This is a genomic window from Ruminococcus sp. HUN007 (assembly GCF_000712055.1).
Classification (GTDB): Bacteria; Bacillota; Clostridia; order Oscillospirales; family Ruminococcaceae; genus HUN007.
Map to the genome: position 1 here is coordinate 2398604 of NZ_JOOA01000002.1, position 16868 is coordinate 2415471.

The following is a 16868-nucleotide window of genomic DNA, read 5'->3' on the forward strand; positions in this document are numbered from 1 at the left end:
GATGCCGGGAACACTTTACGTACTTGGAACACCGATAGGAAATATTTCAGACATAACGCTGCGCGCTCTTGATATTCTGGGTGAGGTGGATTTTATTGCAGCTGAGGATACGAGAGTCACCCTGAAACTTCTTAACAGATATGATATTAAAAAGCCTCTTGTGAGCTATCATGATCACAGTTCGAGATCATGTGCTGAGACTATAATAAACAGACTTGCCGGAGGAGAAACGGCAGCGGTCGTTACCGATGCCGGCATGCCGTGTATTTCTGATCCGGGTGAAGACCTCGTGAAACTCTGCTACGAAAACGATATACCGGTAAGGGTGATACCGGGGCCAAGCGCAGTTGTTTCAGCCCTTGCTGTTTCCGGACTTTCCACATCACGGTTTTCATTTGAGGGTTTCCTTTCAGTTACACGAAAGCAGCGCATCGAGCATCTGGAAGAAGTGAAGGATAACAAAAACACCATGATATTCTACGAAGCTCCGCACAAGCTTGTGTCAACGCTTGAGGATATGCATGAATATTTCGGCGACAGGCGCATTTCGCTGTGCAGAGAACTTACCAAAGTCTACGAAGAGGTCATCAGGACAACGCTTTCAGGCGCACTGGAATACTATTCGGAAAAATCACCGAAGGGAGAATACGTTCTTGTGATAGAAGGGAAACCGGAATCTGATGAGCCTGAGTGTACAATAGAACTTGCGCTCGAAATGGTGCGCAGACTGGTGGATGAGGGTGAGAAGACCATCAGCGCCTGCAAGAAAGTCGCAAAGGAAACAGGATATAAGAAAAGCGAGCTTTACCAGATGATAAATTCGGAAAAAGAATAAAAAAAACGATCCGCCCCGGTGCTGCCGGGGCGGATCTTCATATTTGATCAGTGTTTCCTTAATAATTTCCGGATGTATCTTCAACCAGAGTGAATTCAAAATCTATTGTTTCACGTTTTGAGGTGTCTTTTTCGTCAACGCGCACAGCCTTTGCACGTACTTTGTCGCCGGCTTTTTTGCCGCGCCTGTTTATGGCATCCATGAAGGAGTCGTAGTCATTGACTCTGATATTTTCGATTTCCACGATTATATCCTTTGCTTTGAGTCCTGACTTTGAAATGTCGCAGTTTTCGTCCATGGATTCTATCAGAAGGCCTTCCGGCAGACCGGAAGCTGCTGACTGGGCGGCTGTGATCTCGTAGAAGGTTATTCCGACTTTGAATCGTCCGCTTATAAATCCGTTGGCGACAAGTTCTTCTATAACGGGCTTGGCATCATTGATCGCAATCGCAAAACCGAGACCTTCATAGCCGTAGCTCGAGCTTACATATTTTGATGAGGTTATTCCTATTACCTGGCCGAACATGTTTACAAGAGCGCCTCCGGAGTTGCCGGGGCTTATTGCGGCGTCAGTCTGGATGCAGTTCATTTCGCGTCCGGTCTGGTCACCTCGTATCATTCGGTTTATACCGGAAACGTAACCTCCGGATATGCTTCCGTGAAGACCGCCCGGGTTTCCGATGGCCATTACCTGTTCACCCTGTATTACATCATCTGAATTGCCGAATTCGGCAGGCTTCAGCTTTTTGTCTCCCGGGGCTATTTTCACCACGCCGATATCGGTTTTTGCGTCATAGCCGACGACTTCGGCGGTGAAGACTGATTTGTCCGAAAGAACTGCTTTTACGGTTTTGCCGTTCTGTATTACGTGAGCATTTGTTGCGATATATCCGTCAGCAGAAAGTATAATGCCTGATCCGCTGCCTGAAGGTGTGTCGGTTTTGCCGTCTTCGTATATGATTATTTCCACTACTGAAGGTCCGACTGCCTGGCAGATGCCGGATGAGGTGTAGCGTCCGGTGCTGTCTTTCAGATCCTCATCCTTGTCAGGACGGCTGTTGAGACCAAGTACAACAGTTGTTCTGGTTCCGGGAGAGTAAAAGCTGTCTTTCAGCCTGAAGGACCGGACGACAATGCAGTATACAGCAAAAGCAAGTATAAGAAGCACTGCGCATATTGAAAGAAAAACAGCCGGCTTTGGTGTGCGTTCTTCACGTTCCTGCAGTCTGTTTCTGTAGTCAGTGTCACAAAGGAATTTTTCTGCGTCGTATATCAGGAGTTCCTTGTCAAAAACATTTTCCGGAAGTACTGCCTTTTCTTCGTTTCCGCCGGAAGGTTCTGTGGTGTTGTTTTCAAATTGTTCCATTTGTGTCCTTTCGTTGTTCTGTTGTTTGCCTTTATGCAGGCTCCTCGATCTCTGTTTCGAATTTGTATCCTACGCCCCAGACGGTCTTAAGGGACCATTTGTCCGAAGTGCCTTCGAGTTTTTCGCGGAGTCTTTTAATGTGTACGTCTACAGTTCTTGAATCGCCGTAGTATTCAAATCCCCATACTTCGTCGAGAAGCTGGTCGCGTGTGTAGACCCTGTTCGGGTTGGAGGCAAGAAAGTAAAGAAGTTCAAGTTCCTTCGGAGGAGCTTCCTTTACTATGCCGTTTACCTTGAGCTCGTACTGTGAAAGATTCACCGTAAGTCTGTCGTGTGAGACTTCCTTGTTGTCGCTGTGTCCGGAGAAGCTTGTTCTGCGGTGCACCGCCTTTATACGTGCCATTACTTCCTTTATTTCAAAAGGCTTTGTAATATAGTCATCAGCTCCGAGTTCCAGTCCCAGAACCTTGTCGAATGTGTCATTCCGTGATGTTATTATTATAAGAGGTACGGACGATTTTTTTCTTATTTCCTTGCAGAGCTGCCAGCCGTCTGAACCGGGAACAGCAACGTCAAGAAGTATGAAATCAGTCTTTACAGCTCTGAACGTGATCATGGCGTTTTCTCCGTCATGAGCGAAAATAACTGTGTTTCCGTCTTTTTCGAGAGCAGATTTAAGAACACTGCATGTGTTTTTGTCATCGTCGATTATAAGGACTTTGCCCAGTGACATTCTGCATCATCTCCTTTGCCAGAAAAATAAGGGGCTATTATTATTGACCGGTTGCATTGAAAGTCAGATTTATCTTTGACGTTCACTATAATTATACAATAATAAACTGATGTGTACAAGCAGAATTGTGAACAAATTATTACGTGGAAATTAATAAGAATTTAACATACTTTCAGATGTTAAAATCGCTTATGCTAGTTGCACAAATATTCATGCATGACGTGGAATACTAAAAACAATTCCACAAAGTTTCGGGAAAATTGCTTAAACCCCTTGATTGTTTTATTATAAGTTGGTAAAATATAATTAGCACTCAAAGATAAAGAGTGCTAATAAATATAATCAGTTATCCTGAAAAGTTTTAAGGAGGAAATATATTATGACAATCAAACCACTTGCAGACAGAGTAGTTGTTAAACTTACTGAAGCAGAGGAAACAACAAAGAGCGGAATCATTCTTACCGGTTCAGCAAAGGAAAAGCCACAGGTATCAGAAGTAGTAGCTGTTGGTCCCGGCGGAATGGTTGACGGAAACAAGGTTGAAATGTACGTTAAGCCTGGCGACAAGGTTCTTACGGGCAAGTACTCAGGAACAGAAGTCAAGGTTGACGGCGTTGAATACACTATCCTCAGACAGGAAGACATTCTCGCTATCGTTGAATAATTAATGAAACGCTGATCTATTCATAAATCAGCGTGGGGTACGGGGCGAAGCCTGCAATCTCCCCGCTTCAGCAATCCGGCAAAGCCGGATTGCTGACTTGAGCTAAGAAAGAAAATATAAATCAGATATAAAGGAGTAATAGTTATGGCAAAGAATATTATTTACGGCGAAGAAGCCAGAAAAGCACTTCAGGCTGGTATCAACAAGCTTGCAGATACAGTAAAGATCACACTCGGACCTAAGGGCAGAAACGTAGTTCTCGACAAGAAATTCGGTGCTCCGCTCATCACAAATGACGGTGTTACAATTGCCAAGGAGATCGAGCTCGAAGATGCATTCGAAAACATGGGTGCTCAGCTCGTTAAGGAAGTTGCTACAAAGACAAATGACGCTGCCGGTGACGGTACAACAACAGCTACACTCCTTGCACAGGCTCTCATCCGTGAAGGTATGAAGAACGTTGCTGCAGGTGCTAACCCGATGATCGTAAGAAAGGGTATCTCAAAGGCTGTTGACGCTGCAGTAAAGTCTATCGTTGACAATTCAAAGAAAATTGAAGGTTCAGCTGATATCGCAAGAGTTGCTACTATCTCATCAGCTGACGAAAACGTTGGTAAGCTCATCGCTGAAGCAATGGAAAAGGTAACATCGGACGGTGTTATCACTATCGAAGAAAGCAAGACTGCAGAAACATACAGCGAAGTTGTTGAAGGTATGCAGTTTGACCGCGGATACATCTCACCTTACATGGTTACAGATACAGACAAGATGAAGGCTGTTATCGATGATGCTCTCATCCTCATCACAGACAAGAAGATCTCAAGCATCCAGGACATCCTTCCGCTTCTCGAACAGATCGTTCAGGCAGGCAAGAAGCTCGTTATCATTGCTGAGGACATCGAAGGCGAAGCTCTTACAACTCTCGTTCTCAACAAGCTCAGAGGAACATTCGTATGCGTAGGTGTCAAGGCTCCTGGCTTCGGCGACAGACGTAAGGAAATGCTCAAGGATATCGCTATCCTCACAGGCGGTGAAGTTATCACAGAAGAACTCGGCCTCGAACTCAAGGATACAACAATGGATCAGCTCGGCCGCGCTAAGCAGGTCGTTATCGGCAAGGAAAACACAATTATCGTTGACGGTGCAGGTTCAGGCGAAGCAGTTAAGGAAAGACTCGCTCAGATCAAGGCTCAGATCGAAACAACAACATCTGACTTCGACAAGGAAAAGCTTCAGGAAAGAGTTGCAAAGCTTTCAGGCGGCGTAGCTGTTATCAAGGTAGGTGCTGCTACTGAGATCGAAATGAAGGAAAAGAAGCTCAGAATCGAAGATGCTCTTGCAGCTACAAAGGCAGCTGTTGAAGAAGGTATCGTAGCAGGCGGCGGTACAGCTCTTATCAATGCTATGCCAGCAGTTGAAAAGCTCATCCCTGAACTCGAAGGCGACGAAAGAACAGGCGCCAAGATCGTTCTCAAGGCTCTTGAAGAACCGGTTCGTCAGATCGCTCTCAATGCAGGTCTTGAAGGATCAGTTATCATCGACAAGATCAGAAACTCAGGCAAGGTTGGCTACGGCTTCGATGCTTACAATGAAAACTATGTTGACATGATTCCTTCAGGTATCGTTGATCCTACTAAGGTAACACGTTCAGCACTCCAGAATGCAGCTTCTGTTGCTTCTATGGTACTCACAACAGAAAGCCTCGTTGCAGATATCAAGGAAGAAACACCTGCAGCTCCTATGATGCCGCAGGGCGGCGGAATGGGATTCTGATAAACGAATAATTCCGTAACAGATATACATAAAAAAGGTTATCCGTATCCTGAAAGGGATGCGGATAACCTTTTTTTATGGAACACTGATAAAACCGGAAATCCGGAACGCGGGAATTCCGCGGCGTTACATCATTCCGGACATTTCCTTCTTGATCCTGCTCTTGTCTTTGTACATTTCCTTGTCGCTTCGTTCAATTATGGCCTTGATATTAGGTTCAGGACCGTCTTCGTCAGGATGGTAGCAGGAGGCTCCGACAGCTGCCGAGAACGGATAGCCCTTGTAGTTCTGAGCCTCAAGCGCGATCGCTTCTTTCAGTTTTTCTGTGACGTCTGAGTTTGTCATGCAGACAAACTCGTCACCGCCGGTCCTGTAAACTCTGCCTTTTCGTCCGATGGCAGCGATTATGACATCAGCACATCTTATGATGGCATCGTCTCCTTTTCTGTGACCGTAATTGTCGTTTATAAGTTTCAGAAAGTTTACGTCACACACTGTGATCCATAGTTTTTTGCAGTCGTTTGGAACATTTTCAAGGTGTGCGATCTGCATTTCATAGCTGTTTCGGTTCAGTGCGCGCGTCATTGAGTCGGTGACGGCATCGGCGAGCAGGTCGTTTGAAGCATTTATTTTCTTCAGCATTAAAAGAAACATGACCGCAACCAATAATGCAATGCCTATAATAATAAGAATCCTTAATGCAATGGCACTTGTTTCATGCTGATTCTTAAGTGTACTGTCCATTATATTAACGTCGTCTATGTAGTAGGCTACGTAACCGTCAGATTCCTCAGATTCCCCGGAGGTTATGAGGAGGTTTACCGCTGACGCATCATCCGGAAGTATAAATTCACCGGTCAGTTTTGACCAGTTGCTTTTCTGAAGCGTTTTTGCGTCAAGAACTTTCTCTTGCTTTGTGTCTCCTGTCATATAGCTTATTATGAGCCTGAATTCGTGTTCATTATTGTATGAACGCCCGTTGTACATGACAAATGCGGAATATTCGTAGCTTATTCCGTGGGTTACAAGTGAAGAAATATTGATTGCAGGTACGCTCAGCGGTGATGTTCGTTCCGAGGTGTACAGTGAATATCTTCCTGTGTGGCTGAAGTTCGATGAACGTTCAATATGTGCGTCTGTATACGCGTGCCAGTTATCTGTTCCTTCTTCAAAACCATAGGAAATTTCCTGATATTCCTTGGCTTCAGTTGTGACAGATGAAGCTTCATTTGTTGATATGAGTACTGTATCTATAGCGAAAGAAACAGATTTGTCAGAGTGTTCGAAATAAATGATGTAATCCGAAGCATCGTCAGGTACTGTATAGTAACCTGAGATTCTGCCCCAGCCTTCAGCTTTCAGTTCTGTTGATGCTATCTGATCGTAGGTAGGGTCGCTTGCACCTTCGATCATATATTTGATTATCAGCGACACAGTGTTTTTTTCGGTACTGTCCTGACGTACGAATGCGTCGAAACGGTATTTCTTTCCTGCATACAGCATATCTGAAACATCCAGGCTTGGACCGGCCCAGGTGTCCGGACGGTTTGAGACCAGGAATGAGTATGAACCGCTTTTGCTGTAGCGTGAATCCAGCTTTATATCGGCCTGTCCGCCTAAAGGCGACCAGCCGCCGAAACCTTCATCAAAGTTTTCACTGTATACTTCGACCCATCCCGGATCGAGCGCATGGTAAACTGTCGCAGCAAAGGCAGTCAGGGAAGGGGATGAAGTCAGAAAAACAATAAGAACTGACAGAAATGCAATAGCTCTGAACAGTTTTGCCTTCATGTATTCCCCTCCAATCTTTCCTTGAAAAAATAAATCTTTTTGCTACTATAATTATATCATTATTGCATTATTGGCGTCAATATATACGATCAATAAAAAATTCCCCCATGACGATGAGTACAAGGGGGAATTTATCAGATGCAGTTTTAAAAGCTGTTGAAGATCGCAGGTTACTTTCTTGAATACTCGGTATTCTTCGCCTTGATCTCCTGCTTGTTTTCATACATTTCCTTGTCGGAACGTTCTGTTATAGAACTGATATCAGGCGATTCGCCGTCTGTTTCCGGATCGTATGCTGCAAATCCTGATGCAACTGCGAAAGGATAACCCTTGTCTTCTTCAGATTCTTTTGCAAGAGCTTCTCGTATCTGTTCCTGCATGGATTTCCTGGTAATGCAGACAAACTCGTCACCGCCGGTTCTGTAAACCTCACCGTCATCACCTACGACATCCATAAGAAGTCTGCCGCATCTTGTGATAGCTTCGTCGCCTTTTTCGTGACCAAGGTTGTCGTTTATGTACTTAAGGAAATTTACATCGCACAGTGCGAACCAGAGGTCTTTACATTTTTCAGGTTCCTTTGTAAGTTCGTCGATGCGCTTTTCATATGCGTTTCTGTTGTAGCACTGTGTCATTGCATCCTTGGCGATTGATTTCAGGACTTCCTTCTTCTTCCTCATTCGCTTTGCTATAAGCAGGAACAGCGCTCTGATCAGAAGGGCAGCAGCTGCTGCGGCACACAGTATGATAAGAGCCTTTACTGCTGTTTCCCTGTGTATTACCGATGTTTCCGAAATGATAACGCTGTCAGTATAGAATGACATGAGATCGCTTTCGGTTATTTTTTCGGGTTCGTCAACGTTGCTGGTCTGTAAGTAGAATGCAACGTCGGCTGCATCTTCAGGAAGAATATATGTTCCTGTTATTCTTGTCCATTTATCTTTCGGAATATCCTTGGCTGTGATCAGCTGATATTTGGTTTCACCGTTCTGACTGTACTGGAGTTCCATTCTGAAACCGTGAACATCTTCGTACTCGTCGCCGGTGTACATGATGTATGCCGAGTAGAAATAGGATACGCCGCGCTTTACGTCGTTGACGTTAACCGTAGGACCGCTCCATGTTTTGTTTCTGTTTGTAACGTAAATGGAATGTGTTCCGGTATGGCTGTATTCGTCAGTGCGTATAAGTCTGTTGTCGCCGCGCGGTGCCCAGAGTTCATTTCCGTTTTCAAAATCGAATGAGTAAAGGTAACCTTTTTTGTTTGTACCCTGTTCCTCACGGTCGTTTCTGTCGCCGATAATAACTGCGTCATCGATGTTGAAGTCAGTTGATGCGTTTGCACATTCAAAATAGGTAAGATAGTTTGCCGAGTCTTCCGGAATTGTGACAGTACCTGTTATTTCCGTCCAGACTTTCTGAGGTATTTCGCCGCCGGCCAGCTGCATGTACTGTGATGTTCCGAGAGAATCAACATATTTGAGAGTCCATGAAAAAGTCTTTACCGAGTCACTTTTATGGTAGATCCATGCACTTACAGTGTACGTTTTATTCGGTGCAAACAGTGCGTCGCCGGAAAATGAAGGCCCGTGGTAAGACTGGGTACGTTCCGTTACTGCCAGACTGTTGTCGCCGGAGTGGCTGACCGTTGTATCCAGCGTGAGCTTTCCGCCTCCGCCGAACGGTGTCCACGCGTTCAGCGCGCCGTCTTCAAAATCGCTTGTAAACAGCACGTCTCCGCCCTCTGCATAACAAACTGATTCTGCAGGAACGTTCGGCGCAATGAGCACAGCCAGCATCATGAATATGATGCTGAAAGATATGATCTGTTTTTTCATAATAATCCCCGCTTTCTTTCATAATAAACTTTCAGAAAAAATCTTCTAACCCCATGATTTTCTCTAAACCGTTAGTATCTTGATTAATATTATAGCACATTCTGTGCATATTGTCCATACATGAATCGGAAAATATTCAGGACTCTGTATGTACAAATTCACTAATCAGACGCTTATTTATCGCATTTGCGACTAATTCAGCTGACAGTCAGAATCAGTCAGTGCGCCGCAGTAAAAAAACTGCACAAAGTTTTTCACTTTGTGCAGTATCCGAAAATATATTTACTCTGGTTACGTAATAATTGCTTTATCAGAAGCCGTCGAACGGGCTGTCGTTCTGTGAAGATCCGTCGTCTGAAGCAGTTGCTGCATCAGGATCATCGTAGGAGAATGTTTCGATACCGAAAACTTCCTTTTCACGGGATTCTTCCTTGCTGTTCTTTTTCTTGTTATGCTTCTTTTTGCCGTTATTATTGTTATTGCTGTTATTATTGCTGTTATTTGAAGAAGGCTTCTTTTCTGTTACATCACTGTTTTCAGAAGGTTTGCTTTCCGGCTTGCTCTCTTCTTCGGCTTCCTTTGTTTCAGGCTCTTCCTTCTTTTCAGGAGCCTTTTCATCAGCAGAAGATTTTTCTTCTTTCTTTTCTTCTATTTTCTCTGGCTTTTCAGCAGGCTTCTTTTCTTCAGAAATTTCTTTCTTTTCCTTAGGAGCGTTCTTGCCGGAGTTTTCAGATTCAAGTGATGTCATTACATCGTTGATTCCTTCGCTCTTGTCACTTGCAGTTGATTCTTCAGCGTCTGTGTCTGAACCGGCGAAGATCACTCTGATTATAACAACGAGAAGGATGATAAGACCGATCACGCCGGCAATGATAAGAAGCAGTGTGGTTGAATCCATGGTCTTGATCGTATTGATTATTTCCGGAGTGTTGGCAATGTCTGCACGAACAGCTCTGACGTCATCAACGTAGAATGAAACGAGGTCTGTAAGAGATTCTGAACCAGCCGGTGCATCTTCCGGAAGATTTGCTGTCTGAACATAAAGTGTAACGTTCTTTGCACCTTCAGGAACTGTGAACGAACCAGCTATTTTTGTCCATTCGCCCTTCTTTACTTCCGCATCGGAAATGCGTGAGTAGTTTTCGGTGCCGTTATATGTGTACTGGCATTCGAGAAGGAATGTATGGGAATCGTCTGCTTTTTTATCTGTGTAAAGTACGTATGCTTCGTAATTGTATTCCACATCACGTGCAATACCGTCGATGGAAACTGAAGGACCGTTCCAGCATTTTGTACGGTTAGTGGAGAGCATTGAGTAGTTACCGTTATTCTGATGTTCGTCAGTTCTGATAAGACGTGTGTCGCCTCGGCTTACCCATTCTTCGAATCCGCTTTCAAAGTCAAATTCATATTTCTCAATGCCGGCCTTCTTTGAGCTGTCAGCTTCTTTGTCAGGTGCAGCTTCAGGTGCTTTGCCGTAGACCTTTATGTCATCTATACTGAATTCCAGGTTAGGATCCTGCTGGCATTCAAAGTAAAGAAGCGTGGATGAAAGATCTTCAGGAGTTTCTACTGTTCCGTCAAAGTATGTCCATTCACCTGGCTTTGCAACTATGTTTGAGACACCAACATATGAATCTACGTTTACTGAGTCGCTGAAACGCAGAGTACAGTTGATAACCATATCTTCTGTGGCTTTCGGATCAACTTTTACCCATCCTGTAAGACGGTATGCTTCTTCGTTTTCGAAATAGTCGTCAAGGTTTACTGAAGGACCATGCCATGAGACTTCTCTTCCGGTTATCTTAAGGCTCTGGCTGCTTTCGTGTCCGTCAGAAGTGTCGAGATTAAGCGCAGCGACACCGCCGAGTGAACTCCAGCCGTTGATCACGTCGCTTTCAAAATCGTCGCTGTAGATCGGCTCACCGCTGATATCAACTACAGGAGCAGCAGCACCTGCGTCTTCTTCTCCTTCTCCTTCAGCATATACAACTGAAGAAAAGCCTGCTGTACTTAAAGCAATTGATGATGCGATCCCCAGAAGTAATGATAATTTTTTTCGTTTCATATAAATTTTCCACCTTATTAAAAATCGAAATATATTAACCAGATTTTTATTTTTAATAATCCTATTTTTATAGTATAGCATTTTTTAAAGATTATGTCTATATACATATTAAAAGAAAACGCCGCTTAAATTAACTTTTTTTTTTGCAGTTTTTTGCGGATTGGTTTAATATTGTATTTTTTTGTTCTGCTTCCGCTTTTTATCGATATACATCTCTTTGTCACAGCGGGAGATTATTTCCTTTACATCAGGTTTTTCACCGTCTTCGTACGGAGAGTATGAGGCAGTTCCCACGGCAACTGCAAACGGATAATCCTTGAAAGAGTTTTCTTCGTTTTCAAGAGTCTGCTTCAGGTCTGCCTTGAAATCCTGAGACGCTGTGCAGACGAATTCATCGCCGCCTGTACGGTAGACTTTTCCGCTGTGCCTGTTCATTACATCGAGCAGCAGGTGCACACATTTTATTATGCACTGGTCTCCGGTCTGGTGACCGTAATTGTCGTTCAGATACTTCAGACCGTTAACGTCGCACACTGCGAAGAAAAGTTTACGGCATTTTTCAGGTTTCAGAACAAGCTGATTTATGAGCTGTTCATACGCGTTTCTGTTGTATGCACCGGTCATTGAATCCTTTGCAGCTTCGTTGAGCCTGCGGCGCATACGTTTTCTGCTGATCAGCAAGATGATAGCTGATGCGGTGAATAAAACTGCCAGAATTACAGCACCGATGATCATTTTCGTGCGTTTCCGTAACATTATTCTGTCGGCGTAAGTTTCAAGACTGTCGGTTATAACGAAGTCATCAATGAAGAAATCAACGTGTTTGTATTTCAGTTCATCTTTCGGTTTTACTGATGTTATGTAAAGTACAGGATCGACGGCACCTTCAGGTACAGTAAAAATGCCTCCTAATGAAGACCAGCTGCCTGAGCTTGTCTCATGGGACGGGATCACAGCTATATCAGTGTAGGATGTTTCACTTGTATGATACTGCAGATAAATTGAAAAGTATTCTTTACTGATATGTGACGCTGCAAACAGTATCTGCGTGCTGCACCGGTACGGAACATTTTTTTTCAGAGCAGAAATATCGAGGGCAACACCGTCGCGACTGTCCTTTCTGCAGCAGACGCTGAGAGAATGTTCGCCTTTGAAGGAAGCGGTGCCTGAACGTATAATGCTTGCATCGCGAACAGCTTTGAATCCGGGATCAACTCCGTTTTCGAAATCGTACAGTGTGGTGCCTTCCGGTTTGAGCTGCGGCGCTGAAATAATATCTCCGGAGTTTTTTTCCGTTATGATGATATCATCCAGCCAGATCGTCGATTCACGGTTTCCGGATTCGAAGTAAATATCCAGTTTTTCCACGTTTTCCGAAAGAAGCAGATCAGCTTCTCCGCTTACCCATTCATTCTTTTTGATGTCTCTGATCCAATGAACATTTTCGTAGCGCTCACCTGAGTCTGAAAATGTTTTTCTGACAGACATACGTATATAGTCATCTTCTTTGCCGTCATACATGCATTTAAAAGAAATGTGGTATTCCGTTCCCAGTCGGATACAGTCGGTTATGTCAGCGGCAGGACCGTCAAAACATGTTTCTCTGTCATCGACCTTAAGAGCTCCGCTGCCGGAGTACGTTTTTTCATGGTCTATCTGCATTCGTATACGTCCGACAATAGGAAACCATTCGTCAAGTGCGTTTTCATTTTCAAAATCATAGGCCGCTACGACTGAAGATTCATCTTCTGAAGGTTCTGCTGAAACAGCAGTGCATAATGAGCCGGCAAACATGAAAAAGAACGTTAAAGCAATCAGAAAAGCTGTTGCCGGAAAGTTTTTCTTTTTTATGTTTTCGTGTTTCATATATTTTACCTTTAAAAAATCAGGAAAACATTCTGATTTTACTGATTCATCAGTGTTTTCATGATGCGTGTAAAGTGTTTTATGATAAATCATTATAACACATGTGAGGGATTTTGTCTATGCTTTCTAATGCGTAGTTGCAATTTTCTGTCGAATCTGTTATAATAGTAATGGATTGATGTAAACGTTTTATTTATAGGAATAATTACGGTTTGTGTGCGCTTGCGGCCGCATTAAGTATACAGATATACAAGAATGGAGAGAGAAATTTGGAAGCTACGATAAAAGATGTTGCGAAATATGCCGGAGTATCTGTTGCAACGATTTCAAGAGTACTCAACAACAGTTCCGTTGTGGCACCCGAAACAGCTGAAAAAGTAAACAAGGCGATAAAGGAACTTAACTACAAGCCGAATTTTCTCGGACGAAACCTGAGAAAACGCGAGACAAATGTCATACTTGCACTGGTTCCTTCCACCGAGCAGACATACTACAGCGAGATCCTGCACGGAATGCAGATCGAGGCGCTGAATCACGGCTACGATGTTTTCATGAGTATGACCAACAGTTACGGACCTCATGAAGAAAGACTTCTCGGAATGCTGAGAAACAGAACAGTCGATGCTGCGGTTCTCATGGGTACTGTTCTCGACGACAAAACTCTTAACGAGCTGGCTGACCAGTACTGCATAGCGCTCTGCTGTGAGCCGCGTCAGGGGTCTGACATCCTTACTGTAATGATCGACAATGAAAAGGCAGCCTACGATGCCGTAAAATATCTTGCATCCATCGGACATAAAAAGATAGGAATGGTTTCGACTGAAGTCCGTTCACCGTCATCAGTGGAACGTGAAGAAGGCTATATGCATGCTCTTAAGGACTGCGGCCTTGAATTTGATGAAAGATACCTGTTCAGAGATACTTATGACTATACAAGCGGAATGAAGGCTGCTGAATACTTCAGCAGAATGGAAAACCGTCCGACAGCTGCGTTTGCCGTTTCGGATCTTCTTGCGGCAGGATTCATAAAAAAAGCAACTGAGCTTGGTATCAGAATAGGACGTGAATTTTCAGTTATCGGATTTGACAATATAAGCATGGCTGAAATGTATACACCTTCTATTTCAACGGTTGAACAGCCTTGCTTCGAAATAGGAAAAATGGTAGCGAAGCTCGTTATCGAGAACATTTCAGGCAAAAATAACAGCGGCAGGATATTCCTTGATCACAGACTTATCTTCCGCCAGTCTACTGAAAGAAAATAAAAACTATGCTGCCTGCAGATGCGCAGACTATGGTCGTTTATGTAACGGCCGGCAGTAAATAAAAAAGGGTGCACGCCTCATGTCGGGGCGTGCACCCTTTGTCTTACAGTAAACGTAAAAATCTGTTTGCGTTTACTGTAATTATTCTCCGTTCCGGCTGCTGTTTTTAGCGTATTCCAGAAGCTTTTCGTATTTGTTTTCAAGTTTGTCATCAAGCACGGCGTTCAGCATACTGTTCAGAGCTTTTCCTATCTGAGTGCCGGTGAAGCCTTCACTCATGAGCTGGTTTCCGTTTATGTCGAGTTCCTTTACTGTAAGGCATTCCTTTCTGGCGAGTATGTCATCTGCCGTTTCGCGAAGCCAGTCAAGATCATTTAAGCTGCTTGCACATACACCGTCCTTTGAAACGCCGTCGGCACGCTGAACTTCAAGGAGTTTATAGAAAAGCTCAGGGCCAATCTCAGAAAGTACGTGCTTTACATCCTGACGTGATCTGAATTCAAAGTCGTGGTACTTTATAAGAGTTGTGACATTTTTTATTGTTTTATTGTCGTACTTAAGACGCTTCAGGATGGCTTCGGCCTTGACTGCACCTTTTTCCGGATGCTTTTTGAAGTGGCCTCTTCCGTCCGGTGTAAGAAGGAAACAGTCCGGTTTTGCAATGTCGTGAAGCAGCATTGTGATCCTGTATTCCTCAGTGTTTTCCGCGTTCATGACAGCTCTTACAGTGTGTTCCCATACAGTGTAGGCGTGATATTTGCTGTGCTGTTCAAAACCGATCATAGGCGTTATTTCCGGAATGAATACTTCGAGGATCTCGTGGTATTTCATAAGTATCTTAAATACTGACTTTCCGCAGAGAAGTTTTTCGAGTTCAGTACGCAGTCTTTCAGCCGAGATCATTTTAAGCGTGTCCTTTAACAGGAAGATCTGCTTTTCCGTCTCATCCGCTATGGTGAAATCAAGCTGGGAAGCGAAACGTACCGCACGCATTATGCGGAGCGCGTCCTCGTCAAAGCGCTTTTCGGCTTCGCCTACACAGCGTATGACTTTGTTTTCAAGATCCTCTCTGCCGCCGAAACAGTCAACTATTGTTCCGTCTTCACTGCAGGCGAGGGCGTTTACCGTAAAATCGCGTCTTGAAAGGTCATCTTTCAGTTCAGTCGAAAAAGTGACTGACTCAGGGTGACGCTTGTCGGAGTATTCTCCGTCAATTCGGTATGTGGTTATTTCTATCTGCATTTTATCGATGATAACAGCTACAGTACCGTGCTGTATTCCCACATCGATACATCTGTAATCTCTGAAAACTGACTGCGTCTGCTCCGGAAGCGCGTTGGTGGTAACGTCGTAATCATGAGGTGTTCGTCCGAGAAGATAGTCGCGCACGCATCCGCCGACGATATATGCTTCAAAACCCGCTTCCGTCAGGAGGCGGAGGGCAGTCTGAACCTGCTCTGGTATGTTTGTCATAGTTATTTCCTTTCATATATTAAACGATAAACACTGATTAAGTCAGCAATCCGGCTTTGCCGGATTGCCGGGGAGGGGAGATTACGGGGCTTCGCCCCGTGTCCCACGCTGATTTATAAATAAATCAGCGCTTTCGCAGTTATGCCTTGAACTCCGGACCGACAGGTGTGTAAGTGATGTTTTCTGTCGGTTTGACCGCGTTTCTGAAATGTTCCGGGTCGGCGGTAAAGAGCTCCATTAGTTCGTCGGAATAGCCGGAGGTAATGGAGTAGCCGTTCTGGACAACGTCGTCTATGATAAGCGGACAAAGTGATTCCGGACACTGCGCTTTTATGAGCATTCCGTTATCCAGTCCGAACATCAGGCAGTACTGGCGTGTGCTGTAGTTGTACATTCCTCCGCGGCGATAGTGGTCAATAATGTCGAACGAACTGTATACCCATACAATATCTTCAAGTGAGAGTATTATTGCTTCCGAAGTGGAAAGAAAGAAACGGCTGCTTACTGACATAACATCGTTTGACACCATGTAGGCTCTGCTTTCTGCAAAATCGCTTTCAGCTTCATCTCTGTCAAGACCATGTTCAGCATATCCGCTCATCAGCACACGGTACTGTCCGCCGCCAAGAGTGTAAATAAATGAAACGATCAGACAGAAGTCGAATATCAGAAGTATTATAGATATGGTTCCTATAAGCATGAAAAACAGTGTCAGTGCGACACAGATAAACGTTAAAATAAAACTGATTACGGTTTTTCTGAAGCGGAGGATAAACTTAAGGCTTTTATGTTTTTCAGGGTTCTTAAGATATCTCTGCCTTTCTTCTTCAAGTTCCGCCTGCTTCTTTTTATAGCTTTTACTGTTCGGATCATCAAGAGCGCGCAGTTTCTTTTCTATAACCTTTACCTGATTGTAGATATAGATTCCGCCAATTATAAAGAAAAGACCTATTATGCCAAACATAATAAGGAAGCCTTTGTCATGCTCCTGTATGGTCAGGAATATTGCGATAAACCAGAACACGGCGCCGATGATCATGGTGACTATACCACTGACTTTTGAATTTTTCGCCCTGTTGTTTTTGAACTTATCTTCGTTGATATACTTGTAAGACATAAATGATCCATCCCCGTTTTTTACTTGTATGTACGCATTCTTTTAAAATGACAGTACACTATAAATGATAACATTTATA

At 44.0% G+C, this 16868-nt stretch carries 12 protein-coding genes; 4 read left to right on the top strand and 8 right to left on the bottom strand.

Annotated elements, in window-relative coordinates:
• Position 1 precedes the first annotated feature (1 nt).
• A complete protein-coding gene (gene rsmI, locus CC97_RS14695) occupies positions 2–835 on the top strand; it encodes a 16S rRNA (cytidine(1402)-2'-O)-methyltransferase (RefSeq protein ID WP_044975795.1) in 834 nt (277 codons plus the stop codon).
• 58 nt (positions 836–893) lie between these two features.
• Here rsmI and CC97_RS14700 read toward each other — a convergent pair whose 3' ends face one another.
• Together CC97_RS14700 and CC97_RS14705 are read right to left on the bottom strand one after the other, a co-directional pair.
• A complete protein-coding gene (locus CC97_RS14700) occupies positions 894–2201 on the bottom strand; it encodes a trypsin-like peptidase domain-containing protein (RefSeq protein ID WP_049962942.1) in 1308 nt (435 codons plus the stop codon).
• A 31-nt stretch (positions 2202–2232) separates the two neighbouring features.
• The gene (locus tag CC97_RS14705) at positions 2233–2934 is read right to left on the bottom strand and encodes a response regulator transcription factor (RefSeq protein WP_044975797.1); all 702 of its coding nucleotides are present in this window, start codon (positions 2932–2934) and stop codon (positions 2233–2235) included.
• Positions 2935–3313: 379 nt separating this feature from the next.
• Between CC97_RS14705 and CC97_RS14710 the strand changes: the two genes are divergently transcribed.
• The gene (locus tag CC97_RS14710) at positions 3314–3598 is read left to right on the top strand and encodes a co-chaperone GroES (protein WP_044975799.1); all 285 of its coding nucleotides are present in this window, start codon (positions 3314–3316) and stop codon (positions 3596–3598) included.
• A 144-nt stretch (positions 3599–3742) separates the two neighbouring features.
• Positions 3743–5371, top strand: coding sequence for a chaperonin GroEL (gene groL / locus CC97_RS14715; RefSeq protein WP_044975801.1), 1629 nt, complete (start codon positions 3743–3745; stop codon positions 5369–5371).
• Positions 5372–5497: 126 nt separating this feature from the next.
• Here groL and CC97_RS14720 read toward each other — a convergent pair whose 3' ends face one another.
• The 4 genes from CC97_RS14720 to CC97_RS14735 form a co-directional block, all read right to left on the bottom strand.
• Positions 5498–7162 carry a carbohydrate binding domain-containing protein gene (locus tag CC97_RS14720; RefSeq protein ID WP_044975804.1) on the bottom strand — a complete coding sequence of 555 codons (1665 nt, stop codon included), beginning with the start codon at positions 7160–7162 and terminating at the stop codon, positions 5498–5500.
• Between the two features lie 170 nt (positions 7163–7332).
• Positions 7333–9000: a carbohydrate binding domain-containing protein gene (locus tag CC97_RS14725; RefSeq protein WP_044975806.1), complete on the bottom strand. Its 1668-nt coding sequence runs from the start codon at positions 8998–9000 to the stop codon at positions 7333–7335.
• A gap of 310 nt (positions 9001–9310) precedes the next feature.
• Positions 9311–11068: a carbohydrate binding domain-containing protein gene (locus CC97_RS14730; RefSeq protein ID WP_044975808.1), complete on the bottom strand. Its 1758-nt coding sequence runs from the start codon at positions 11066–11068 to the stop codon at positions 9311–9313.
• Positions 11069–11233: 165 nt separating this feature from the next.
• Positions 11234–12934, bottom strand: a complete 1701-nt coding sequence (locus tag CC97_RS14735) for a carbohydrate binding domain-containing protein (RefSeq protein ID WP_197021871.1) — start codon at positions 12932–12934, stop codon at positions 11234–11236.
• Between the two features lie 269 nt (positions 12935–13203).
• Here CC97_RS14735 and CC97_RS14740 point away from each other — a divergent pair, with 269 nt between their 5' ends.
• Complete coding sequence (locus CC97_RS14740) at positions 13204–14199, top strand: LacI family DNA-binding transcriptional regulator (protein ID WP_044975812.1); 996 nt, start codon at positions 13204–13206, stop codon at positions 14197–14199.
• A 141-nt stretch (positions 14200–14340) separates the two neighbouring features.
• On the opposite strand, the gene CC97_RS14745 is transcribed toward CC97_RS14740, so the two are convergent.
• On the bottom strand, positions 14341–15672 hold the full coding sequence (locus CC97_RS14745) for an HD domain-containing protein (RefSeq protein ID WP_044975813.1): 1332 nt from the start codon (positions 15670–15672) through the stop codon (positions 14341–14343).
• Positions 15673–15811: 139 nt separating this feature from the next.
• Positions 15812–16789: a hypothetical protein gene (locus CC97_RS14750; protein ID WP_044975815.1), complete on the bottom strand. Its 978-nt coding sequence runs from the start codon at positions 16787–16789 to the stop codon at positions 15812–15814.
• Positions 16790–16868 lie beyond the last annotated feature (79 nt).

Excerpts from the sequence above, each read along its gene's own strand:
- CC97_RS14745 (WP_044975813.1), bottom strand. The coding sequence starts at position 15,672 with ATGACAAACATACCAGAGCAGGTTCAGACTGCCCTCCGCCTCCTGACG.
- rsmI (WP_044975795.1), top strand. The coding sequence starts at position 2 with ATGCCGGGAACACTTTACGTACTTGGAACACCGATAGGAAATATTTCA.
- CC97_RS14725 (WP_044975806.1), bottom strand. The coding sequence starts at position 9,000 with ATGAAAAAACAGATCATATCTTTCAGCATCATATTCATGATGCTGGCT.
- CC97_RS14710 (WP_044975799.1), top strand. The coding sequence starts at position 3,314 with ATGACAATCAAACCACTTGCAGACAGAGTAGTTGTTAAACTTACTGAA.
- CC97_RS14700 (WP_049962942.1), bottom strand. The coding sequence starts at position 2,201 with ATGGAACAATTTGAAAACAACACCACAGAACCTTCCGGCGGAAACGAA.
- CC97_RS14720 (WP_044975804.1), bottom strand. The coding sequence starts at position 7,162 with ATGAAGGCAAAACTGTTCAGAGCTATTGCATTTCTGTCAGTTCTTATT.
- CC97_RS14735 (WP_197021871.1), bottom strand. The coding sequence starts at position 12,934 with ATGAAACACGAAAACATAAAAAAGAAAAACTTTCCGGCAACAGCTTTT.
- CC97_RS14705 (WP_044975797.1), bottom strand. The coding sequence starts at position 2,934 with ATGTCACTGGGCAAAGTCCTTATAATCGACGATGACAAAAACACATGC.
- groL (WP_044975801.1), top strand. The coding sequence starts at position 3,743 with ATGGCAAAGAATATTATTTACGGCGAAGAAGCCAGAAAAGCACTTCAG.
- CC97_RS14750 (WP_044975815.1), bottom strand. The coding sequence starts at position 16,789 with ATGTCTTACAAGTATATCAACGAAGATAAGTTCAAAAACAACAGGGCG.
- CC97_RS14730 (WP_044975808.1), bottom strand. The coding sequence starts at position 11,068 with ATGAAACGAAAAAAATTATCATTACTTCTGGGGATCGCATCATCAATT.